At 68.7% G+C, this 22,211-nt stretch carries 16 protein-coding genes and 1 pseudogene; 12 read left to right on the top strand and 5 right to left on the bottom strand.

Annotated features, from left to right (window positions below; genetic code table 11):
• Positions 1-6 precede the first annotated feature (6 nt).
• The 5 genes from QZ749_RS18110 (at position 7) to QZ749_RS18130 (ending at position 5,295) form a co-directional block, all read left to right on the top strand.
• The gene (locus tag QZ749_RS18110; RefSeq protein WP_296949593.1) at positions 7-1,677 is read left to right on the top strand and encodes a hypothetical protein; all 1,671 of its coding nucleotides are present in this window, start codon (positions 7-9) and stop codon (positions 1,675-1,677) included.
• 403 nt (positions 1,678-2,080) lie between these two features.
• Positions 2,081-2,707 (top strand): response regulator, encoded by a 627-nt coding sequence (locus tag QZ749_RS18115; protein ID WP_296949594.1) that lies wholly within the window; start codon positions 2,081-2,083, stop codon positions 2,705-2,707.
• 77 nt (positions 2,708-2,784) lie between these two features.
• Positions 2,785-4,329 (top strand): ATP-binding protein, encoded by a 1,545-nt coding sequence (locus tag QZ749_RS18120; protein WP_296949595.1) that lies wholly within the window; start codon positions 2,785-2,787, stop codon positions 4,327-4,329.
• Positions 4,322-4,696, top strand: a complete 375-nt coding sequence (locus tag QZ749_RS18125) for a response regulator transcription factor (RefSeq protein ID WP_296949596.1) — start codon at positions 4,322-4,324, stop codon at positions 4,694-4,696. Before QZ749_RS18120 ends, QZ749_RS18125 begins: the two co-directional genes overlap by 8 nt.
• Before the next feature lie 272 nt (positions 4,697-4,968).
• Positions 4,969-5,295 carry a hypothetical protein gene (locus QZ749_RS18130; RefSeq protein WP_296949597.1) on the top strand — a complete coding sequence of 109 codons (327 nt, stop codon included), beginning with the start codon at positions 4,969-4,971 and terminating at the stop codon, positions 5,293-5,295.
• Between the two features lie 16 nt (positions 5,296-5,311).
• Here the strand turns inward: QZ749_RS18130 and QZ749_RS18135 are convergent, their stop codons facing one another.
• Genes QZ749_RS18135 through QZ749_RS18150 form a run of 4 tightly spaced genes read right to left on the bottom strand, consistent with a single transcriptional unit; the run spans position 5,312 to position 9,941 of the window.
• Positions 5,312-6,295, bottom strand: a complete 984-nt coding sequence (locus QZ749_RS18135) for a spore coat U domain-containing protein (protein WP_296949599.1) — start codon at positions 6,293-6,295, stop codon at positions 5,312-5,314.
• A complete protein-coding gene (locus tag QZ749_RS18140) occupies positions 6,292-8,649 on the bottom strand; it encodes a fimbria/pilus outer membrane usher protein (RefSeq protein WP_296949601.1) in 2,358 nt (785 codons plus the stop codon). The genes QZ749_RS18135 and QZ749_RS18140 overlap by 4 nt, the downstream gene beginning before the upstream one ends.
• 42 nt (positions 8,650-8,691) lie before the next feature.
• Positions 8,692-9,486 carry a molecular chaperone gene (locus tag QZ749_RS18145; RefSeq protein WP_296949602.1) on the bottom strand — a complete coding sequence of 265 codons (795 nt, stop codon included), beginning with the start codon at positions 9,484-9,486 and terminating at the stop codon, positions 8,692-8,694.
• The gene (locus tag QZ749_RS18150; RefSeq protein ID WP_296949728.1) at positions 9,486-9,941 is read right to left on the bottom strand and encodes a spore coat U domain-containing protein; all 456 of its coding nucleotides are present in this window, start codon (positions 9,939-9,941) and stop codon (positions 9,486-9,488) included. Before QZ749_RS18150 ends, QZ749_RS18145 begins: the two co-directional genes overlap by 1 nt.
• Before the next feature lie 227 nt (positions 9,942-10,168).
• Between QZ749_RS18150 and QZ749_RS18155 the strand changes: the two genes are divergently transcribed.
• Positions 10,169-10,963 carry a DNA-binding response regulator gene (locus QZ749_RS18155; protein WP_296949604.1) on the top strand — a complete coding sequence of 265 codons (795 nt, stop codon included), beginning with the start codon at positions 10,169-10,171 and terminating at the stop codon, positions 10,961-10,963.
• Positions 10,964-11,169: 206 nt separating this feature from the next.
• On the opposite strand, the gene QZ749_RS18160 is transcribed toward QZ749_RS18155, so the two are convergent.
• Entirely contained in the window at positions 11,170-13,494 is a 2,325-nt protein-coding gene (locus QZ749_RS18160; RefSeq protein ID WP_296949606.1) for a sensor histidine kinase, read from the bottom strand.
• Between the two features lie 569 nt (positions 13,495-14,063).
• Between QZ749_RS18160 and QZ749_RS18165 the strand changes: the two genes are divergently transcribed.
• The 6 genes and pseudogenes from QZ749_RS18165 to QZ749_RS18190 all read left to right on the top strand — a co-directional run bounded on the left by QZ749_RS18165 (position 14,064) and on the right by QZ749_RS18190 (position 22,189).
• Positions 14,064-16,034 (top strand): U32 family peptidase, encoded by a 1,971-nt coding sequence (locus QZ749_RS18165; RefSeq protein WP_296949607.1) that lies wholly within the window; start codon positions 14,064-14,066, stop codon positions 16,032-16,034.
• A gap of 101 nt (positions 16,035-16,135) precedes the next feature.
• On the top strand, positions 16,136-16,627 hold the full coding sequence (locus QZ749_RS18170) for a hypothetical protein (protein WP_296949609.1): 492 nt from the start codon (positions 16,136-16,138) through the stop codon (positions 16,625-16,627).
• 303 nt (positions 16,628-16,930) lie between these two features.
• Positions 16,931-18,256, top strand: a complete 1,326-nt coding sequence (locus tag QZ749_RS18175; protein WP_296949610.1) for a sigma-54 dependent transcriptional regulator — start codon at positions 16,931-16,933, stop codon at positions 18,254-18,256.
• Positions 18,257-18,620: 364 nt separating this feature from the next.
• Positions 18,621-18,755 (top strand): annotated as a pseudogene (locus tag QZ749_RS18180) (IS5/IS1182 family transposase); the annotation flags it as partial.
• Positions 18,756-18,778: 23 nt separating this feature from the next.
• Positions 18,779-19,279: a hypothetical protein gene (locus QZ749_RS18185; RefSeq protein WP_296949612.1), complete on the top strand. Its 501-nt coding sequence runs from the start codon at positions 18,779-18,781 to the stop codon at positions 19,277-19,279.
• Positions 19,280-19,651: 372 nt separating this feature from the next.
• Positions 19,652-22,189: a hypothetical protein gene (locus QZ749_RS18190; RefSeq protein ID WP_296949614.1), complete on the top strand. Its 2,538-nt coding sequence runs from the start codon at positions 19,652-19,654 to the stop codon at positions 22,187-22,189.
• Positions 22,190-22,211: the final 22 nt, after the last annotated feature.

A 22,211-nucleotide genomic window follows, 5' to 3' on the forward strand; every position in this document is an offset into this window, starting at 1 on the left:
ATCGCCATGACCTTCCTGCACCCACGCTTCGCCCGCCTGCTGCTGGCCCTCGCCCTGGCACTGGCCCTGGCATTGGGCGCCGCCACCTCCGCCCACGCCGCCTGCACCACCACCGGCGCCTGCGTCACCGCCGGCCCGCGCCTGGCCAGCGTCGACACCGGCAGGAGCGCCCTGCTCAACCCGCTGCTCGGCAGCCTGCTCGGCACCCAGCTGGCGGTCAACGCCGTCGACTGGAACGCGCTGGCCCAGGGCAACGTCAAGGCGCTGGGATTCCTCAACGCCCTGCAGGCGAGCGCCAACGTGTCGTCGCCGTCGCAGGCGCTGTCGAGCAACCTGACGCTGGCGCAGGTCACCGCCGCGCTGGGCGCCGCGGCCCAGGCCGAGGCCAACGTCGGCCTGGCGAGCGCGCTGCAGGCGCTGGCCTCGCAGCTGGGCGGCGCCGGCGCCACGGTGCGCGTGGGCGACCTGCTCAAGCTCACGGCCGACGCCTCCACGCTCGGTGCGAACACGATCAATTCGCTCGACATGCTGATGGGCCTGATCCAGCTGTACAACCACCGCAACGTGCTGTTCACGCCGACCCCGGTCGGCATCTCCGGCGGCCTGCTGGGCCAGGCCGGCCTCGTGAACAACCTGTCGCTGTACGCGCAGGTGATCGAGCCGCCCGTCTATACCTGCGGCCCGACCGGCTCCTCGTTCCATTCGGCGGCGATCCGCCTGAAGCTGAAGCTCGACCTGGTGACGCTGAGCCCGTCCGTCAAGCTGCTGACCGACCTCGGCCTGAGCGCCCAGGTCGCCATCGGCAAGCTCGACGTCTACCTGGAGGTCGCCCGCGGCGGCGGCACGCTGTCGGCGGTGGACGCCGTCAGCCGCGCCGTCACCCTGCAGGTGGCCCCGGGCGTGGCCAGCGCCTACATCGGCAGCATCGCCGACGGCGTCTTCTTCAACCGCACCCGCACCCTGAGCGCCGCGGACGTCGACTACGGCCAGATCGGCACCCTGGTGCTGGCCGGCGTCAACGTCGCGATCGAAGCCAGGAGCGCCGCGATCGGCCAGGCGCCGTTCGCCACCGGCGTGACGATGTCGGGCACCTTCCCCCAGACGCGCACGGTCGGCACCAGCGCCGTGTTCGTCGCCAACCTGGCCGACACCCTGGTCGGCAACCTGGCGATCCGCACCAGCGGCATCACGGCCATCGTCGGCGTCCTGCTGTCGGACACGGTGACGGCGGCGCTCAAGACCATCATCGTCGGCGCCGTGTCGCCCGTCATCCGCCCGGTGCTGTCGGGCGTGGCCGATCCGCTGCTCAAGCTGCTCGGCATCGGCCTCGGCGAGATCGTGGTCACCGTGGAGGGCATCTGCCAGGCCTGCGACGACTTCAAGCTGACCAAGACGGTCGACAAGGCCGATGCCTCGCCCGGGACCACGCTGACCTACACGATCGCATTCCAGAATTCCGGCTCCACGACATTGAACGATCTCAAGATCGTCGACGCCACGCCGGCCTATACCACCTATGCGGCCAGCGCCTGCGGCGCCCTGCCGGCCGGCCTGACGGGCTGCACGGTCGCGGCCAAGCCCGCCGCCGGCGCCGCCGGCACGATCGAATGGCGTTTCACGGGCACGCTGGCGCCGGGCGCGACCGGCAGCGTGACGGTCAGCGTCCAGGTGCAATAAGCGTCAGCGCGGAATCGAATAAATCGATATTTTCGATAAAAACGATAGATTGGTCTGTCAATTTTTGTTACGAAAAAAGCATTGAGCAATGTGCATAACATTGTCAACATGCAGCAATGAAAGCGGCAGCATGTGATAATTCGATAGAATTTGTCCCGTCTTTACAACTCCATGAGTTTTTGAAATTATTTTTGCGAAAAGCATGAGTACGGGGGACAAAAAGTGCTTAAAATAAACATTGCGAACATAATGTAGGGAGGGGATGTGATGAAGATTGAGATTCCCTCGCCACACGGCATCGGTAACAAACACCACGCAGGAATGCGGTAAGGGATGGGAACGATCGGCATGCCCCATCTAATAATGCTTGACAGCACCAACTGACCACGTAAAATCGGAAAATATGAAATTGCAAAGCAGCCAAAACGCGCGGGAGCAAAGCTACGACGCATCGGATTTCTGCTCCACCAAGGAGGCAGCGACGATGCTCGGCGTATCGCACCGTACCGTGCAGCTGTGGGTCGAGAACGGCGTGCTGCAGGCATGGAAGACGGCGGGCGGCCACCGGCGCATCGCGCTGGCTTCGGTCAACCGGCTGGTCGACCAGCGCAGCCACGCGATCCAGGCCCCGGCCGCCGGGCAGGCGGAACACGCCGGCAGGAAAGTGCTGCTCGTCGACGACGACTCCACCATGCTGCGCCTGTACGAGCTCGAAATGGCCGGCTGGGACCTGCCGCTCGAGGTCACGAAGGCCAGCAACGGCTTCGAGGCCCTGATCCGCATCGGCGAAACCCGGCCCGACCTCCTGATCAGCGACCTCAGCATGCCGGGCATGGACGGGTTCCGGATGATCCGCACGCTGCGCACCGACCAGTCTTATGCGAACATGGCGATCATCGTGATCAGCGGCCTCGATCGCGCGACGATCAAGTCGATGGGTTTGCCCGAAGATATCCCGGTGTTTTCCAAGCCGGTGCCGTTCGCGGAACTGCACCGTGCGGTCAACCAGGTCCTTCGTCCGGCGGCTTGAGCCATTTCGTTCAGTGAAAGCTTACGTCATGCCCTTAACGAGAGACCATGCCAGGAACACCCACGAACCCAGAAGAAGTGCATCGGCTGCAAGTCCTGAAGGAGCTCAATCTCCTCGATACGCCTCCTGAAGAGCGTTTCGACCGCATCACCCGGCTGGCCCGCCGCCTGTTCGACGCCCCCATCGTCCTGCTCGCGCTGATCGATGCCGACCGCCAGTGGTTCAAGTCCCGCATCGGCATCGACCTCGCCCAGGTCGAGCGTTCGGTGTCCTTCTGCGACCACACCATCCGCCAGGACGACGTGTTCGTCGTCGAGGACACCCTCGACGACGCGCGCTTCGCCGACAATCCCTTCGTGACCGGCGAGCCGGGCGTGCGCTTCTACGCGGGCTACCCGCTGGAGACGCCGGAAGGCCTGCGCGTGGGCAGCCTGTGCGTGATCGACCGCGTGCCGCGCCGCTTCGACGAGGAACAGCGCCAGCTACTGCGCGACGTCGGCCAGATCGCCGCCGACGAAGTGGCGGCCTTCGAACTGAACTGGGCCATGCAGCGCCAGCGCGACAGCGAGGCGGGCATGCGCGCGCTGCTCGAGCACATCCCCGAGGGCGTGCTGATGCTGGACGTGCCGGGCACGATCCTGTGGGTCAATCCCGCCGCCGAGCGCATCTTCGGCGCCGGCGCCGACGCGCTGGTCGGCAGGCCCGGCCCGTCGCTGCTGGCCGACGATCCGGAACGCCTGCGCGCACAGACCGGCCTGATCAACCTCACGCCCTACGAGAGCATCGGCCGGCGCGCCGACGGCAGCCTGTTCCCGGTCGAATTCACCGTCAACCGCCTGCTGCTGAGCGGGGAAAAACGCATGGTCGCGATCGTGCGCGACATCTCGCGCCGGCGCGCGGCCGACGAGCGCAACCGCGCCACCGACGCGCGCCGCCGCAAGTACTTCGCCACCGCCACGCACGAGCTGCGCACCCCGATGGCGAGCGTGCTCGGCTTTTCCGAGCTGCTGCTCAAGCGCGACTTCGACATCGCCACCGGACGCGAGCTGGTCGAGATCATCCACCGCCAGGCCAGCCGCCTGGTCGACCTGATCAACCAGCTGCTCGACCTGGCGCGCATCGAGGCCGGCGGCAAGGACGAGCTCGACATCCGCCCGCTGGGCGTGGCCGAGCTGATCGAGCAGACCCTGGCCGGCCTGTCGGGCCTGGGCGAGGCGCACCGCATCGCGGTCGACGTCGCGCCCGACCTGCCGACGCTGGCCGGCGACGCCCAGAAGCTGCAGCAGGCGCTGACCAACATCGTCAGCAATGCCATCAAGTATTCCGATCCGGACGCGCCGATCGCCGTCGGCGCCTACCTGGCCGCGCCGGGCCCGCAGCCGGCCGTGGGGATCCGCGTGCGCGACCGCGGCATCGGCATGACGCCCGAGCAGCAGGCGCAGATCTTCGACGCGTTCTACCGCGCCGACAAGGGTTCCAGCGTGCAGGGCAGCGGCCTCGGGATGACGATCTTCAAGGAGATCGTCGACCTCCACGGCGGCACCGTCGAGCTGCGCTCCACGCCGGGCGCCGGCACCGAAGTCACGATGATCCTGCCCGCGACCGGACGGTCCCATGGATGACGCCAAAAAAATACTCGTGATCGAGGACCAGGACGACCTGCGCCTCCTGATCCGCCTGACGCTCAAGCAGCTGGGGCGCGTGGTGGCCGCCGCCGACATGGACGGCGCGCTGGCGCTGGTGGCCAGCGAACGGCCCGACCTGGTCGTGCTGGACGTCTGGCTCGGCACCGAACTGTGCGGCCTGGACATCTGCCGCATCCTGAAGGCCGATGCGAACATGGGGGGCGTCAAGGTGCTGCTGCTGTCCGCCTGCGGCCAGCAGAGCGACGTCGAAGCCGGCCTCGCCGCGGGCGCGGACCGCTACGTGGTCAAGCCGTTCAGCCCCGACCTGCTGGTGCGGACCGCGCGCGAACTGCTGGACGCCTGAACGAGGCGCGGGCGGCCCACTTTAGTAGGAAGACTCTAGACCGTCCCGCACCGGCGGGGATCCGGCAAAATCCGCAACGGCGTCGCGTTGTTGCAGTTTAGAACTATAAATTTCCCCAAAGAATTACTTTGCGCGCGCACCCAAAGCGGCGAATCCCGTAATCGTCGGTGTTTCCGCTAACGGCGACGCCCGTCCGGACCTGCGCGCGCGCGATTGCCGCCGCCCCCGCGCCGGCCGATAATGCGCACTGGTCGATCGACGGGATGCGGACAATGAAGACATGGCGGTACGTGATGGCGGCAGCGATGGCGTTGCAGACGCTCGCGCCGGCGGCGCACGCCGCGCGCGCGTCGGCCACGTTCGACGTCACGTTCCGCGTGCAGGAATCCTGCGCGATCCGCACCGCGCCGCCCGCCGACGCCGCGGCCGGCCAGGCCCGCTCCGTTCCATCGGCCCGGGATGCCGAGGTGCGCTGCCAGTACCGCACGCCCTACCAGGTGCAGGACGGCGCCGCCGCCCCGACGTCTGCGACGGCGCCGCACCGCACCGAGCCCGCGCGCGACGCCGATGCGCCGGCGGCGCTGACGGTGTGGTTCTGAGCGCCGGCGCGCAGCGTCAGAAATACAGGGTCGCGGTCACCGTATCCGTGTAGTCGCCCGGCGACGGCGTCGCCTGCGGGCTGACCCGTCCATACACCGTGATCGCCTGCGCCGCGCCGGTGCCGGTGCCGCCCAGCGGCACCCCGCCGCCGCCGCCGCCGTCGCCCCACTGGCTGCCGTCGTAGCTGCTGGACAGCTGGTAGCCGACCGTCTCCCCGGTCGCCGCATTACGCATCCGGCGCGCCCCGCCGCTGCCGTAGTTGCCGGCGCTCAACGACACCTGGTAGGGCTTGCCGGCCGTGCACAGCACGCTCATCGTGGTGCTCGCGCGCACGGCGGCGTTCAAGACCTTCGACGTGCCGAACGACAGCTGGCCGACGCTGATCTGGCAGTCGTTGACGACGGTGGCGCGGGCCTGGAACGAGAAGGCCGCGCTGCTGCCGGTCGTGCACGACGGCGTGGCCAGGCCGCCGAACGCGTACTGGATCACGCCGCGGCCGCTGAAGTCGGCCACATAGGTGGTATCGGCGCCGCCGCTGGTCGGCACCGTCCTGATCGCGCTGCCGGGAATCTTGCCGTACACCTGCCAGCTCTTGCTGCCCGAACCGATGCCCAGCAGCCCGCCGCCGCTGAAGGAGAACTGGGCCGTGCCGGGCACCGCCGCCGAACCCCAGATGGCGGCCGCCGTATAACTGCTGTCGGTGTACAGGTTGAAGGGCAGCGTCGCGCTGCCGCTGCTCATCGTGCGCCAGGCGCCGCCGGCGCCGCCCAGCGACACGCACACGGACAGCGTCGGCAGCAGCGTGTTCGGCGACAGCACGGAAAAGCTGCAGGTCACGGTCAGCGTGCCGCTGGCATAGACGTCCGTCCCGGCGATCGGGTTGACGTTGCTGAACACCACATCGGTCATTGCCGCGCCGCAGGTGTCGGCGCGCGCCGCCGGCGGCGCCAGCAGCCACAGGGCCAGCAGGAGGGGAACGAGGAAGGCTGTCGTTTTCATGGTTTTTCCTTTGGATGACATACCAGCGGGCCGATCACCGGCAGCGCGCCGCCGGCGCCGGCGCCGGGCTCCGGCGCGACGTGCACGGTGCAGGCGCGCGCGCCCTCCCCCGCCGTCAGCGTGGTGCGCGCCGTCACGCCGTCGACGAACACCACGCCGTCGTAGCCGACCACGGTCGCCGTCCCGCCGTCGACGCGCACCGGCGTCCCCACCGGCAGCGGATTGCCGTCGGCGTCGTGCAGGATGACGCTGGCGGCGGCGTAGCGTTCCAGCGCGAAGCGCGCCAGCACGCCGGACGACTGGCGCGGCACCACGGCCTGGCGCACGCTGGGCACGCGCACGTCGGCCGGAAGCGCGCTGACGTCGATGGCGATCTCGTTGCTCGTGTACGGCATCAGGTCCGGCACCAGCAGGCGCCCGGCGCCGTCGGTCCGTCCGATCACGCGGTTTTCCTGCAGCACCGGCACGTCGGCCATGCCGGTCGCCACCAGCGCGAAGCCGCGCCCGACGTGGCGCGCGGGGAGGAAGGCGCCGTCCATCGCCACCAGCGCCCCGCTGGCGTCGATGGTGGTGGCGCGCGCCGTGCCCGCGCTCTGGGTGGTCATGCCGAGCTGGCCGGCGCTGCCCAGGTACAGCAGCTGGGCCTGGTCGTAGCGCTGGTCGCCGAAGCGGCCGGCCTGCACGTTCCAGCCGAAGCCGCCGCCGAAATCCGGCGCCGACGACGCCGTCGCGGCCGCCAGGCGCTGGCCGTTCTGGCTGCCGAACGTGGCGCTGCCCGCGGCGCGCTCGCCCAGCGGGATGCTGAGCGAGGCCTGCAGGCCGCGCGCGTCCGGGCGGCGCAGGTCGCGGTAGGCGCTGACCGTCAGGTGCATGCCCCAGGCCAGGTGGCTGGACAGCGACAGCGAGACGATGCGCGCGGCCGGTTCGCCGGCCACCTTGTAGTTGATCAGGCCGAAGCCGGCGCTGCGCCCGCCCGCCAGCGCCACGCTCAGGTTCAGGCGGTCGCTGGCGCGCACCGTGGGCGCGCCGGCGCCGGCGCCCAGGTCGCCGTAGCCGGCACTGGCGCGCTGGCGCTCGGCGTCGATGGCGAAGCGGGACGCGATGTACTGGTAGCCGATGGCGGCCTGGGCGCCGCGCAGGCGCCCGGCGCTGCCGGCCAGCGACGCGCTGGCGACGCCCGCCTGGCCCAGGCGCAGCAACAGGCCGGCGCCCAGGTTGGCCAGGCCCCCGCCGGCCTCGCCATGGCCTTCCAGCGTCAGCACGTCGCTGGCGCCGTGGCGCACGGAGGCGCTGGCCACCGGCGTGGGCGCGTACGAGAACGATGCGGCGCCGTAGGCCCGGCGCGGCGCGCCCAGTGCCACGGCGTAGTCGGTCAGGCCGGTCTCGAGCAGGCGGGTGTCGACGTACAGCGGCAGCGTCGCGCTGACCACGCGGCCCAGCGCATCCTCGGTGACCACCGTGGCCTGGCCGGCGCCGTTCAGGCCGGCGATGTCGCGCAGCTGGAACGGACCGCCGCCGACGTCGGCCTGGAACTGGCGGATGCCGTTCACGTACAGGCTGACGCTGCTGGGCACGACGGCCGAGCCGCCGTAGCTGGCCACCGGATAGGTCAGCAGGTCCGGACGCAGCCCGAAGTTGCGGCGCCACTGGACGCCGCCGATGCGCAGCGAGCGCGACCAGCTCAGCGACGCGGTGATGACGTCGCCGATCTCGAGCGTGCTGAGGGTGGCGGGGTCGGCACGGGTCCAGGTCGTGTCGTAGCGGACGTAGCCGCGGTCGGTGCCGCGCAGCACGGCGGCGCCGGTCGTGCTCAGGACACCGTAGCGGTCGAACCAGCGCAGCTCCGTCACCGCGTTCAGCGCCGTGCCGACGCCGCGCTGGGCATGCAGGCTGTAGTTCAGCAGCAGGCCGCGGCCGCCGTCGGCGGCGGGCGGCGCGCTGCGCGGCAAGGCGCGCGCGCGCAGTTCCTGCGGGCGCCGCAGCGCGTCGTCGAGCCGCAGGTCGAGGCGCTGGCGGCGCTCGTCGTAGGCATAGTGCAGGCCGGGAATGCCGTCGAGGTCGAACGCGTCCTGCCCGGCCACGCCGAACAGGGCGGCGTCCAGGCCCAGCTCGGCCAAATTGGCGACGCTGCTGCGCAGGCCGCGCGGCCCCTGGACGAACGGCAGGACGGCGCCCGTCTCCTCGCCGTTGAGGCTGACTTCGAGGTAGAGCTCCACCTGGGCGGGCGGCTGGGGAATGGCGTCCGGGGCCGCGGCGGGAGCGGCGGGAGCGGCGGGCGAATCGGGGGCGGCGGACGCGGCAGGTCCCGCCGCGCCATGCGCGGCGCAGGATGCCGCCAGCAGGAGGGCCGCCATCCAGCGTGCCCGGCGCCTCGGGAATCGCATCGCCCGGACGGCTCAGTCGCCGGCCGGCGCCAGCGGGAACGTCTGCTCGCGCGTATTCACCGTGGTGACGATGCCCGACTCGCCCTCGAGGAGCGCGGCCTTGTCCTGGGCCAGCTGCCATTCGCGCGTGCGGCCGGCCAGCGCATAGCCGAGCAGGCCCTTGCTGAGTTCGACCTCCCGGCCGGACGCGGTGCGCACCCGGGTGGCGCCCAGCTGGGCGTGCAGCGTGCCGGTGTTGGTGGCGCGCAGCGCCACGCCGCCGTTCCTGCGCACCAGCGTCCAGGCCAGCGCGGGCGCGGGTACCGCGCCGCCGACGCCGGCGGCCGGGGCGACGAACACGGGCACCGAGTATTGCAGTCGGATCGCCACGCCGCTGGCGGCGTCGCCGCGCGGGATCTCGTCGATCAGGATGCGGTAGCTGCGCTCGGCGCCGTCGGCGCCGGCGGCGCCCGGCCGGCGCACCAGGCGGATGGTCTGGGTGCTGCTGGCGGCCACTTCGATGATCGGCGGGCTGGCGACGACGTCGGTGGTCGGGGTCAGGACGTCGACGCCGTCCTTCTGGTCCCAGGCGTAGACGCGCACCTGGCCGTACAGCGGCGTGTCGCCGAAGTTCTGCAGGTTGATGCCGGCCGCGGCCTGGGCCGGCTGGAAGGCGATCGAGACGGGCGAGATCTGCAGGTTGGCGGCGCCGGCCGGGCCGGCCAGCGCCAGCAGCGCCGCCAGTGCGGCGGCGCCGGGCAAGCGCGACTGGAAGGCGCAGAGACGGCGCACGGTGGCTGGCATCGGGACGCGCATGGGAACGTGCATCAGAACGAAATCGTGGCGGTGACGGTGGACTTGTAGCTGTCCGGGGCCGGCGTGGACTGGACCGGGATTTCGCCGTACACGGTCAGCGTCTGCGCGTTGCCGTTTCCAATGCCCGACACCGTGTCCGTGCCCTGGGTATTGCCCCACAGGGTGGCGCCCGGGGCCTGGTACAGGTTGAACTTGACGGTGCCGGCGTTGGCGCCGGTACCGGCCATGTACCGGGTGGTGCCGCTCGAGCCGGCGCCGGTGCCGGCGTTCAGGCCGATGTTGTACGGCGTGGTATTGGTGCAGGTGACGTTGATGGTGGAGTTGGCCGACACGGCGGCGGTGATCACGCCCTGGTTCTGGCCGAAGTCCATGCCGTTGGCGCCGATCGTGCAGTCTGCGACAATCTTCATGCTGACGTCGAACGTCGCGATCTTGCTGGCCGCTTGGGCGCTGAAGGGGGCGGCCATGGCGCCGATCAAACCCAGGACGGCGAGGGACGACTTCGATTTCAACATGCTTGATTCTCCTTATGAATGTGCGCTGGTGTCTTGCTGTGAGACAACTATCGCAAAATCCGGAAAATACTGCAAATATGAAACATCTTCCAGGGGAGACAAAGCCTCTTCCAGATGCGAAATCTCGAAAAAACCGCTAAGATCGCTGCATCGCCACAACGCTACCGCGTCAACAAGCCATGCCCCACCTCCGGCACGCCATCCGCCTGCTGCTGATCGACCCGGACGAGCCGGTGCGCACGCGCCTCGCCGGCCTGCTGCGGCGTGCCGGCTACGGCGTCACCGGCGCCGCCGGCGGCGCGCAGGGCGTGCGCCTGGCCGTGCTGGACGAGCCGCACCTGATCGTCGCCGATATCCGGTTGCCGGACATGGACGGCTATGCCTGCTGCCGCCTGCTCAAGGCGGACCCGGCGACGGCGCCGATCCCCCTGATCCTGGTCGGCGCCGACACCGGACCGCGCGAACGGGTGGCCGGGCTCACGCTGGGCGCCGTCGACTTCCTCAGCGCGCCCTACGACGACGACGAATTGCTGGCGCGCATACGCGTGCACCTGGGGCTGGTGCCGCGCGCCGCGCCGCCCGGTCCGCTTCCGGTGCCGCCGTCGATCCCGACCCCGGCGCCGGGCGACCTCGACGCGCTGGTGGTGACGGCCGCGCGCCGCCTGATCGACGCCAATCTCGCCAACCTGCCGGCGCTGGCCGACATCGCGCGCGCGGCCGGCACCTACCGCGAACGCCTGAACGCCCTGTTCCGCGCGCGCCTCGGCAGCAGCGTATTCGACTACGTGCGCGAGCGACGCCACCTGCGCGCCGAACAGTTGCTGCGGGAAACGGAGATGGACGTCAACGACATCGCCCAGCTGGTGGGCTTCCAGAACGCACGCAATTTCTCAACGGCATTCAGGGAACGCCATGGCCTGGCGCCGGTGGCGTGGCGACGGCGCGAGCGCGGCGCGGCGGGTGGCATGGACTGACGGCGCGTGGTGGCCGATCGTTCGAGTGCGGCCGAAGCGGACAGCGCGGACCTGCCTGGGCTGGACGCCAGACGGTCTTCATGTTGCGCGCTGGGCAGATCGCTCAACTGCCAGAGTTGGCGCGCCCCTGATTCCTCAGGCAAGGGTGCTGAGGACGACGCAAAGGACTCGTCCGTGGCGAACCTTGCGGCGTGCCACGACAGGCCCTAGCGCCCCGCGTCGACGAGCGGCCCCCCGTCCGGCACGCCGGCCGGCGCCGCCTGCCCGTCCGGCAGGTCGACGTGGAAGCTGGTACCGCGGCCCTCCGCGCTGGTGAACGACAGGGTGCCGCCATGCTCCTCGACGATGCCCTTGCAGATCGACAGGCCGAGACCGCTGCCGCCGGCGCTGCCGGCCTGGGCGAAGCGCTGGAAGATGCGATCCCGGAAATGCGCCGGGATGCCGCTGCCGTGGTCGACGACCGACAGGCGGATGCCGTCGCCGTGGCTGCCGCGGTGGCGCCCGATGCGCACGGCCACGCGGCTGCCTTCCGGCGCAAACTTGATCGCGTTGGACAGCAGGTTCGTCAGCACCTGCAGCAGGCGGTCCCGGTCGACCTCGGCTTCCAGGCCGGCGCAGCCCGCCAGGCATTCGCGCTCCAGGACGATGCGGCGCGGCAGGGCGAAGCCTCGCATGGCCGAGATCGCTTCCTCGACCAGCGCCGCCAGGTCTTCGCGGCGCCGGTCCAGCTGCAGGCCGCCCGCCTCGATCTTCTGGATGTCCAGCATGTCGTTGACCAGCCGCACCAGGCGCTCGCAATGGCGGTGCGCGATGTCGGCCAGTTCCTGCGCTTCCGGTTCCAGCACCGCCACCGTGCCCTGGGCCAGCAGCGACAGCGACACGCGCATCGACGTCAGCGGCGTGCGCAGTTCATGCGAGGCGGTGGCGATGAACTCGTTCTTCATCTGCTCGACCTTTTTCCTCATGGAAATGTCATGCAAGAATACGCTGAAGAACGGCCGGCTGCCGTTGGCGACCAGCCCGACGGTCATCTCGATCGGGATCTCGTTGCCGTTGCGGTCGCTGACCACGCGCTCGACGCGCTTGCCCAGCAGGCCGAGTTCGCCGCTTTCGCGGAAACGCGCCAGCGACTTCTCGACGCTGTAGCGGAAACGCTCGGGCACGGTCAGCGCCACCGGCTTGCCGAGCGCCTCGCCGCGGCTCCAGCCGAACATGGCGCGCGCCTGGGTGTTCCAGTCGACGATGCGGCCGTCGAGGTCGACGCCGATGAAGGCCTCCTGGGCCGTGTCGATGATCGTGTGGATGCGCTGCTCGTTGGCCTGCACCTGGGCCAGCGCCTCGGCCAGTTCGTTGGTGCGCGCGTCGACGCGGCGCTCGAGCGTGGTGTTCAGCTGCTCGAGCTCGACCCGCTGGCGCACCAGGTCGGACACCAGGCCGTTGAGCGAGGCCGCCAGGTCGCGCACTTCCTCGTAGCTGCTGGCGCCGCCCTCGATCGGGCGGGTGCCGCCCGCGCGCAGGTCGTGCGCCGAACGCGCCAGGCGCTTGAGCGGGCCGGTGATCCAGCGCGCCAGGATGGCGCCGGCCACGGAGAACAGCAGCGCCAGGGCGATGCCGCTGGCCAGCGCGTAGTGGCGCAGCAGCGTGATCGGGACCAGCGCGGTATCGACCTTCTGGCGCACCACGACGCTCCAGCCCAGGCCGGGATATTCGCCATAGCCCTTCGAGCGGCTGATGCCGACGAGGTACCTGGTCCCGCCGGGCCAGGTCTGCTGGCGCCAGGTGGGGCGGCGCGGGTCGCCGACGGCCAGCAGCGCGTTCGGCAGCCGCTTGCCCTGTACCTCGGCAGGGCCGAGCAGCACGACCCCGGTGGCGCTGACGATCATCGCCTCGACCTGGCGGCTCGCCTCGAGCGGGGCGATGATGGATTCCTGCACGTCGCGCGCCCAGGCCCAGGACAGGTGGGCGCCGAGCACGCCCGCGACCTGCCCGTCCGGCCCGCGGTACGGGAAGGCGACGTCGACGAAGCGCATCGGTTCGTCGCCCTCCTCCTGCAATAGCTTGGCCAACAGCAATGCCTCATGGACGTCGCCGACGTGGTGGCCGCGCATCGCCTGGCTGAACCAGGGGCGCTGCGAGACGTCGGCGCCTTCCAGCAAGCCCTTGGCGGACACCCGGACCTTGCCGTCCAGGCCGGCCAGGCCCAGCCAGCCGTAGTAGCGGTAGCTGCTCAGGACGTCGGTAAGCATGGCGCGCCGCGTCGCGAGCGGGCGGGTGTCGTCGCCGAGCTCGGCGCGCCGGGCCAGCAGCCCGACCTCGCGGAAGCGCTCGTACATGCCACGGTCCAGCTTGTCGGACGTCTGCAGCGCGAGTTCGGCCAGGCCGCGGCCGATGGTTTCCTCGACGTGCTCGGTCGCCTTGTGCTCGACCACCTTCACGATCACGAAGGTGAGCACGATCGACAACAGCGAGAACGCCAGGGCCATGTAGCCGGCCAGGCCGCGGGGCAGTGGGAGGGCGGGTTTGAAGGGCATTCGTACAAATGCATCAGGGATATTTTGCCGCAGAGTAACACAGCAAAAGTGACCCGCACAGCAGCTTGCGACGATTTGATGCATTTACGAGACAAGTTATGCCGGTGACATTTCCTGTGCCTTTTGACGCCATGGGCGCCGGCGGATGGAACGGGACGACTTGGCAAGGAGGACGCTTCGTTGAGCACCGCGACCCGCAGCCCGCAGCGTCGACGGAAGTAGCCTCACATTTTGCGTGACGCGTCACGGACTGGTAGTTCGCCGTACGGGAAGGCAGGTCGGAGCGGCGCAATCCAGGCGGTTAAACGTTTTACTACGCGATCGTAACTAGCTTGGCGAGGGCCAGTAGCGGAAAATTGCGAACGCAATGAAAATTGCCGGCAATTTGATTGGGCTCGCAAGGAAAGCCAAGTCGCCGATGACAGGCGGACAAGAATTGCCTCTTTATAATAACCAAAGGAAATTATTGCCGCAACGCCAATCGACGCCGGCTCGCCGGCGCCACCGGCCCGGTGACATAAACCATTGATATGGCTATAATTTCCGCCTTCGTTTGCCAGGAATCCGCCATGTCCCTCCTCCCCCACGAGCTCGAACTGCTGTCGCCCGCCAAAACCGCCGAGATCGGCCGCGAGGCGATCCTGCACGGCGCCGACGCCGTCTACATCGGCGGCCCGGCCTTCGGGGCGCGCCACAATGCCAGCAATACCCTGGAAGACATCGGCGCCCTGGTCGACTTCGCGCACCGCTACCGCGCGCGCATCTTCGTGACGATGAACACGATCCTCCACGACGCCGAACTGGAAACGGCGCGCAAGCAGATCTGGCAGCTGTACGAGGCCGGCGTCGACGCGCTGATCATCCAGGACATGGGCCTGCTGGAGATGGACCTGCCGCCGATCCAGCTGCACGCCAGCACCCAGTGCGACATCCGCACGGCCGAGAAGGCGAAGTTCCTGGGCCAGGTCGGCTTTTCCCAGCTGGTGCTGGCACGCGAACTGACCGTCGAGCAGATCCGCAAGATCCGCGCCGAGGTCGACACGCCGCTCGAGTACTTCGTGCACGGCGCCCTGTGCGTGGCGTTTTCCGGCCAGTGCTACATTTCGCACGCCGACACCGGCCGCAGCGCCAACCGCGGCGACTGCTCCCAGGCCTGCCGCCTGCCCTACACGCTGTCGGACGGCCAGGGCCGCGTGGTCGCCTACGAAAAACACCTGCTGTCGATGAAGGACAACGACCAGAGCCGCAACCTGGAAGCGCTGGTCGACGCTGGCATCCGCTCGTTCAAGATCGAAGGCCGCTACAAGGACATGGGCTACGTGAAGAACATCACGGCGCACTACCGCCTGCTGCTCGACGCGCTGCTGGAACGCCGTCCGGAACTGGCGCGCGCCGCCAGCGGCCGCACCGAGATCCTGTTCACGCCGGACGTCGACAAGAACTTCCACCGCGGCCATACCGACTACTTCGCCCAGGGCCGCCAGCAGACCATCGGCGCCTTCGATTCGCCGAAATACGTCGGCGTCGAACTCGGCACCATCGTCCGCCTCGGCGGCGACAACTTCGACCTGGTCACCCAGGCGCCGATGGCCAACGGCGACGGCCTGAACTACATGCACAAGCGCGAGACGGTCGGCATCCAGGCCAATACCGTGCAGAAGCTGGGCGAGGACGCCGAGGGCCAGCGCTGGCGCGTGTTCCCCAACGAGCCGCTGTCGAGCCTGCCGGGCCTGAAGGTCGGCACGGTACTCAGCCGCAACCGCGACCACCAGTGGGAAGCGGCGCTGAACAAGAAATCGGCCGAGCGCCGCGTCGTCGTCGACCTGCTGCTGGAAGACGTGGACGGCGGCCTGCGCCTGACGGTCACCGACGAGGACGGCATCGCCACCACGACCGCCGCGGCCGTCGCGCTGCAGCCGGCCCAGCAGGCCGAACAGGCGCTGGCGGGCCTGCGCACCAGCCTGGGCAAGCTCGGCAACACGATGTTCGCTGCCCGCTCGGTGACACTGCAGCTGTCGCAGCCCTGGTTCGTGCCGTCCAGCGTCATCAACGGCCTGCGCCGCGACGCCGTCGCCGCCCAGGAAGCGGCGCGCCTGGCCGCATGGCAGCGTCCGCAGCGCGCGCGCGCCGCCGAGCCCGCCCCGCAGTATCCCGACACCCAGCTCAGCTACCTGGCCAACGTCTACAACGAGAAGGCCCGGGCGTTCTACACGAAGCACGGCGTGCAGCTGATCGCGGCCGCCTACGAGGCGCACGAGGAAGCCGGCGAGGTCTCGCTGATGATCACCAAGCATTGCCTGCGCTTCTCGTTCAACCTGTGCCCGAAGCAGGCCAAGGGCGTGCAGGGGGTGCAGGGCCAGGTGCGCGCCGAGCCGATGACGCTGGTCAGCGGCGACGAGCGCTACACGCTGCGCTTCGATTGCAAGCCCTGCGAGATGCACGTCGTCGGCGCGATGAAGCCGGGCATCCTGGCCTCGCCGCCGCCGTCGGCGATTCCCTACAGCCCCTTGGTGTTCCACCGCCAGCGCCCGCGCGCCTGAGGCGCCGCCCCCCGCCGGCGGCGCGACGGCTATAATCTTGCCTGGTTGAAAATCGACGGGGCGGCGTGGCCGCGCCCGTGGTCATTTCTGGAAAGGACACGATGAAACTTCCGCACCTCCTGCCGCTCGCGCTGGCCCTGCTGGGCAGCACGGGCGTCGCGCGCGCCGACGACGCCGCCATCCTGGGCTGCCGCAAGCTGGCCGACGCCGGCGCCCGCCTCGCCTGCTACGATGCCATTCCCGCCACCGCTGCCGTCGGCGGCATCGCCGCGGCCGCGCCGGCCGCCGCCCCTGTCCCCGCCGCTGCAGCCGCCGCAGCCGCGCCGGAACAGAGTTTCGGCCTCGAGAACGTGCGCCGGCCGGAAGCGCCGAAACGCATCGAGAGCACCCTCGCCGGCGATTTCGAAGGCTGGGGTCCGAATACCCGCTTCACGCTGGCAAACGGCCAGGTGTGGAAAGTGGTCGACGGCAGCTCGGAAACGCTGCCGCGCGTCAGCAAGCCGAAGGTGCGCATCGTGCGCAACCTCTTCGGGACGATGTTCATGGAATTCGACGGGATCAACAGCTCGCCCAAGGTCCGCCGCGTCCAGTAGGTCCGTTTCACACCCCCGCCTTTTTCGCACCGTGCCGGCGCCGCCACGTGGCGCCGGACATGCCGTCCAATCCACGCAATTTCCCTCTATTTGGGCGACGATTGTCGGTGTCCCGTAGCGGACGACACGAAATCGTTACTCAAGGCATAATGTTTCAACTTTTTCAATAAAGTTACAAAATTGCCAAGTGGCTAGAGAACGCCATCGTTTTTACGTTTAGTTACAATTACCATGTTTACAGTGCCGGTCGCGCCGCGGTCTGCCTGCGCACGCGCCGCCGGCTGCCTGCCCGATGGAGGATGGATGACTCAAAAACGCCTGCTGTGCATTGCCCCCCAGTCAACGGATACGACCGCCCTGCTGGGAGAGGCGATGCATGACTGGGATATCCGCTGCGTCTCGAGCCTCGGCGAAGCCGGGCGCGAGCTGCGCGGCAACCGCTACCTGGTCGGCCTGCTGGTGCACGATCGCGAACAGCAGCGGCCGGCCGACATCGACACCTTCCTGCGCCGCCACGGCGAGATGCAGTGGGTCGGCGTGTTCAGCCGGCGCGACCTCGAATTCGCGCCCTGCCGCGACCTGGTGGTGGAACACCTGTGCGACTACCACACGCTGCCGGTCGACCCGCTGCGCCTGTCGCACACGCTGGGCCATGCGCACGGCTGGGCCATGCTGCGCCGGCCACATGCACCCACGGCCGCCGGCGACTCGCCGCTGATCGGCAACTGCGACGCCATCGTGCGCCTGCGCGCCCAGGTGGAACGCGTGGCCAAGGTGGCGGCGCCGGTGCTGATCTGGGGCGAAAGCGGCAGCGGCAAGGAACTCACGGCGCAGGCCGTGCACGCGCAGTCGGACCGGGCGCACGGCCCGTTCGTGCCGATCAACTGCGGCGCCATCGCCCCGAGCCTGATCCACTCCGAGCTGTTCGGCTACGAACGCGGCGCCTTCACCGGCGCCACGCGCGGCAAGGCCGGCCTGATCGAATCCGCCGACGGCGGCACGCTGTTCCTGGACGAGATCGGCGACCTGCCCAAGGACCTGCAGGCCAACCTGCTGCGCTTCCTGCAGGAGAAGACGATCAACCGGCTGGGCAGCACGCGCCAGATCCGCGTCGACGTGCGCGTCATCGCGGCCTCGCACGTGCAGTTGCAGCAGGCCGTCGCCGCCGGCGACTTCCGCGAGGACTTGTACTACCGCCTGGCCGTGCTGCCGGTGACGGTGCCGCCGCTGCGCGAGCGGCGCGACGACCTGGTCACCCTGGCCGAGCATTTCTTCCACATGTACGCCAACGAGAAGTCGCCGCGCCTGAAGGGCTTTTCGAACCGCGCCATCGAGGCCATCCTGGAGCACGAGTGGCCCGGCAATGTGCGCGAGCTGATCAACCGCGTGCGGCGCGCGCTGGTGATGTCGGACGGCCGCCTGATCATGCCCGAGGACCTGGGCCTGTCCTTCGGCATCGCCCTGCCCCAGGCCGCGCTGGACGACACCCGCCTGCGCACCGAGCGCCGCGCCCTGCGCGAATGCCTGGACCGCAGCGGCCAGAACGTCAGCCGCGCCGCGCGCGACCTGGGCGTGTCGCGCACGACGATGTACCGGCTGCTCAGCAAGCACGGCATGCGGTCTACCTAGAAAACCGCAAGTGCGTTCAAAGGGTTGCATGTTCTCACATGCAACCCTTTTCTCGCTATCGTTTCATGCGAAGGAATCCGTCACGCAGCTCCCCGTTGCCGCCATGCAGACGCCAACGCCTTCAATACCAGTGCCCACCGCCGCGCATTCACGCCGTTTCAGACCATCGACACACTGCGCAATACCCACTCCTTGACCGAAATGACGCTGTATGGATGGGACGTCGAAGGGGGTCGATGCATCCAGCCATCCGACGGCAGCAGCACTTGATTGTGCAGTGGCATCTATATGAACCGCCATCGCGATGCCGAAAGCAGCATGCTTTAAAAGCATGAGCAAAGGGGTTCATTTCGACCCGCAAGAACGCCTTGGCCGGAAGATCTGGAAGACATGGGGCTGATATCATCGGTGCAGTCTTGTCGAGACCAAAATGCGTTGCTTCAAGCCGCTTGGTGAATGCGTCATGGCGCATGCCTTCGACCGCCAGCTCGCAGCCTTGCATGGCCTTTCTTATGAGGAAATATGCAAAATAAATTTCCTTTGAGCCGTAAAAATTCCCTCGCTTTTTTTGCATCCGGCGTCTTGCTTTTCCTTGCTTCCAACACACGAGGGAACGCCCAGGACATCCCGGGCAACGATGCGCGACGATACAAGGATGTCTGCGACGTCATCGAAAAACAGATTCAGATGGGCGTCTCCATTATTGAAGATAAGAACAGGGGAGAAAAAGCAAAATTCATAAAGAATTTCAATGCCGCGAAAATTTACCGGCTGGAGACCAAAGACATGGCAATTGAATACATCAAAACCGATGATGGTCGCACGCTGATCAATGAGATGAACGTCAACGTGAAATGGCTGGCGCATTCCGGACAGGTCGTCGCGGCCGTGGAAAGGCAATTACACATGCATCGTCCACTTCCGAGAGAATTCCATGCCGGATGCGATGCCTATAGCATATTAGTAACAAGCAAGGATGGAGACATCGCCGGCATGGAAATGTCTTCAAATTTTACCGATTGAATGCGCGGGAGGCAGGGTGAGGCTGAACGCGGCGCGGCGCCACGCCGCGCCGGTGCCGCCCCATCCCTTCCGCCCTGTCATCCCCCATTTGGCGAAAGGCTGGAACACTCTGGCACACAGGTGTCCAGCTGCAGGGTGCGTTGGCTAACCGAGTGCGACACACCTGTACCGGGAGTGAAACACTTTTTCAATAAATTCGGTAAATCGTGCCGGATTTTCTCTGACAAGCCCGTAGGACCATCCTGACAAAGTCAACAAAAACAAGGGCTTACCGAACTCTGCAGTAGTGCTGGCACCGATCGTGCAAAGGAGATAACGTCGGCGCAACAGCCGGCCATCAACCAACCATCAAACACCCAGAGGGGAACTCGAATGAACAAGACTTTGCTCGTGACTGCCATTACGCTTGCCTTCTCGCTGAGCGCACAAGCCGACGACTCCGTCGTTGCACGCGGCGGCAGCACGGTGGAGCAGACCACCACCCGTAACACGGACAGCGGCAACAACAACAGCACCAATACTGCGAACACCACCACCAACACGAGCACCAACAACCAGGCCGACTACAGCAACAACAGCACCAACACCGCGACCAACACCGCGACCGACAACAGCAACAGCAGCAGCGGCCGTAACACCACCAACAGCAACAACACCTCGACCGCGACCAGCACCGCGACCGACAACAGCAACAGCAGCAGCGGCCGCAACACCACCAACAGCAACAACACCGCCACGACCACGACCAACTCGACGGCGACCGACAACAGCAACAGCAGCAGCGGTCGCAACACCACCAACAGCAACAACACGGCGACCACGACCACGACGGCGACGGACAACTCGAGCGGCCGCAACGTCGACAACTCGAGCGGCCGCAACACGACGACCACGACCAGCACCGACAACCGCAACAACAGCGTCAACACCAACACCGCCACCACCAACACCGACAACTCGAGCGGCCGTAACACGGACAACTCGAGCGGCCGCAACACCACCAACACCGCGACCACGGCAAGCAACAACGCCACCAACAGCAACAACACCACGTCGACCGACAACTCGAGCGGCCGCAACACCGACAACTCGAGCGGCCGTAACGTCACCACGACGACCACCTCGACCGACAACAGCGACAACTCGAGCGGCCGCAACACCACGACCACCACGTCGAACGACAACAGCCAGCGCACCGCGACGACCAACACCGACAACTCGAGCGGCCGCAACGTGGCGACCACCACCACCACGACCAGCCGCGACAACGACAACAGCACCGGCAAGAACGCCAGCTCGGGCGAATCGTCGGCATCGGGCGTGGGCACCACCGCCGCCAACAACGGCGGCCAGGCCACCTCGAACTTCTCGAACGCCTTCAACACCTCGTCGGCCATCTCGCGCAGCAACCTGACCGGCTCGGTGTCGAACAACAACATCTCGGGCATCGGCAACGCCGCCTCGAACACCGGTAACGCCAACGGCGCCGCCGGCACCGCAGGCGCCGGCGCAGCCGGTACCGGCGGCGCGGTCGCCGCCACCGCCGGCAACGGCGCAACGGCCGGCGCCTCGAACGGCGCAGCCGGCGCGGCAGGCGGCTCGGCCACCAACGGCGGCGCCACCGCCGGCGCGGCATCGGTCGGTTCGGCCAACGCCGGCGCGGGCGGCGCAGGCGGCGCAACCGGCTCGCTGGCCAGCGGTGCCGGTGCATCGGGCGGCGCAGGCGGCGCCGGTGCCATGGGCGGCGCAGCCGGCTCGACCGGCGGCTTCGGCGGCGCGGCAGCAGCGGGCGGCGCAGCCTCGGGCGGCAACGGCGGCTCCACCGGCGCCCTGTCGGGCGGTAACGGCGGCGCGACCGGCGGTTCGTACGCCGGCACCGGCGGCGCAGGCGGCACCACCGGCGCCGCGACCGGCGGCTTCGGCGGCGCAGGCGCAGCGGGCGGTGCCGGCGGTGCCGGCGCAGCCGGCGGCCTGGGCGGCGCAGGCGGCGGCGCTGGCGGCGGCGGCTCGGCAGGCAATGCCGGCGCCTCGTCGACCGGCGGCGCAGCAGGCTCGTCGAACGTCTCGGGCGGCAGCTGGGCCACCACCGGCTCGGCCACCCCGTCGATGGGCACCGACACCGGCGCCGGCGGCACCAGCGGCGGCGCAGGCTCGGGCTCGGGCGCAGCCACCGGCGGCGCAGCGACCAGCGGCACCACCACCGCATCGGCCGGCACCACCAACGGCGGCATGGGCGGCGCAGGCGGAGCGGGTGCTGCCGGCGGCATGGGCGGCGCAGGCGCAGCCGGCGCGGCCGGCGGTGCAGGCGGTTCGGGCGCGGCAGCCTCGAACACCGCCGGCGCAGGCGCGGCAGGCGGCGCAGCCACCGGCGGCACCGGCGGCGCAGCGGCTTCGCTGGCAGGCACGGCCGGGAACGGCGCCTCGAACAGCGGCGGCGCAGGCGGTGCGGGCGGTGCGGGCGCGGCAGCGACCGCCACTGCCGGCACCGGCGGCAACGGCGCAGCGGGCGGCGCAGGCGGCTCGACCGGCATGGCCCAGGCCAACGCAGGTGCGGGCGCAGCGGGCGGCGCCGCCACCACCGGTTCGGCAACGACCGGCTCGGCATCGGTCGGTGACTCGTCGGCCGGCGCCGGCGGCGCAGGCGGTGCGGGCGGCTCCTCGACCGGCGGCAACGGCGGTTCGCTGGCCTCGATCACCGCTGGCTACGGCGTCGGCGGCATGGGCGGCGACGGCATGGGCGGCAATGGCGGTTCGAACTCGGTCAACGCCGGTTCGTTCAACATGTCCAACAGCATGAGCGGCGTGGGCGCGGGCGCAGCCGGCATCACCGTGGTGAGCCAGAACAGCGGCATCTCCTCCCTGGTGCAGCAGAGCGTGAACGTCCAGAGCAACATGTCGGTGGGCCAGTAATCGCCTCGGACTGCCGCGCCTG

This window comes from uncultured Massilia sp. (assembly GCF_913773735.1).
Classification (GTDB): domain Bacteria; phylum Pseudomonadota; class Gammaproteobacteria; order Burkholderiales; family Burkholderiaceae_D; genus Telluria.

Bases quoted from the DNA above. Each gene is read 5' to 3' on its own strand.
- QZ749_RS18110 (WP_296949593.1), top strand. From the start codon at position 7: ATGACCTTCCTGCACCCACGCTTCGCCCGCCTGCTGCTGGCCCTCGCC.
- QZ749_RS18115 (WP_296949594.1), top strand. From the start codon at position 2,081: ATGAAATTGCAAAGCAGCCAAAACGCGCGGGAGCAAAGCTACGACGCA.
- QZ749_RS18125 (WP_296949596.1), top strand. From the start codon at position 4,322: ATGGATGACGCCAAAAAAATACTCGTGATCGAGGACCAGGACGACCTG.
- QZ749_RS18130 (WP_296949597.1), top strand. From the start codon at position 4,969: ATGAAGACATGGCGGTACGTGATGGCGGCAGCGATGGCGTTGCAGACG.
- QZ749_RS18135 (WP_296949599.1), bottom strand. From the start codon at position 6,295: ATGAAAACGACAGCCTTCCTCGTTCCCCTCCTGCTGGCCCTGTGGCTG.
- QZ749_RS18140 (WP_296949601.1), bottom strand. From the start codon at position 8,649: ATGGCGGCCCTCCTGCTGGCGGCATCCTGCGCCGCGCATGGCGCGGCG.
- QZ749_RS18145 (WP_296949602.1), bottom strand. From the start codon at position 9,486: ATGCACGTTCCCATGCGCGTCCCGATGCCAGCCACCGTGCGCCGTCTC.
- QZ749_RS18150 (WP_296949728.1), bottom strand. From the start codon at position 9,941: ATGGCCGCCCCCTTCAGCGCCCAAGCGGCCAGCAAGATCGCGACGTTC.
- QZ749_RS18155 (WP_296949604.1), top strand. From the start codon at position 10,169: ATGCCCCACCTCCGGCACGCCATCCGCCTGCTGCTGATCGACCCGGAC.
- QZ749_RS18160 (WP_296949606.1), bottom strand. From the start codon at position 13,494: ATGCCCTTCAAACCCGCCCTCCCACTGCCCCGCGGCCTGGCCGGCTAC.
- QZ749_RS18165 (WP_296949607.1), top strand. From the start codon at position 14,064: ATGTCCCTCCTCCCCCACGAGCTCGAACTGCTGTCGCCCGCCAAAACC.
- QZ749_RS18170 (WP_296949609.1), top strand. From the start codon at position 16,136: ATGAAACTTCCGCACCTCCTGCCGCTCGCGCTGGCCCTGCTGGGCAGC.
- QZ749_RS18175 (WP_296949610.1), top strand. From the start codon at position 16,931: ATGACTCAAAAACGCCTGCTGTGCATTGCCCCCCAGTCAACGGATACG.
- QZ749_RS18185 (WP_296949612.1), top strand. From the start codon at position 18,779: ATGCAAAATAAATTTCCTTTGAGCCGTAAAAATTCCCTCGCTTTTTTT.
- QZ749_RS18190 (WP_296949614.1), top strand. From the start codon at position 19,652: ATGAACAAGACTTTGCTCGTGACTGCCATTACGCTTGCCTTCTCGCTG.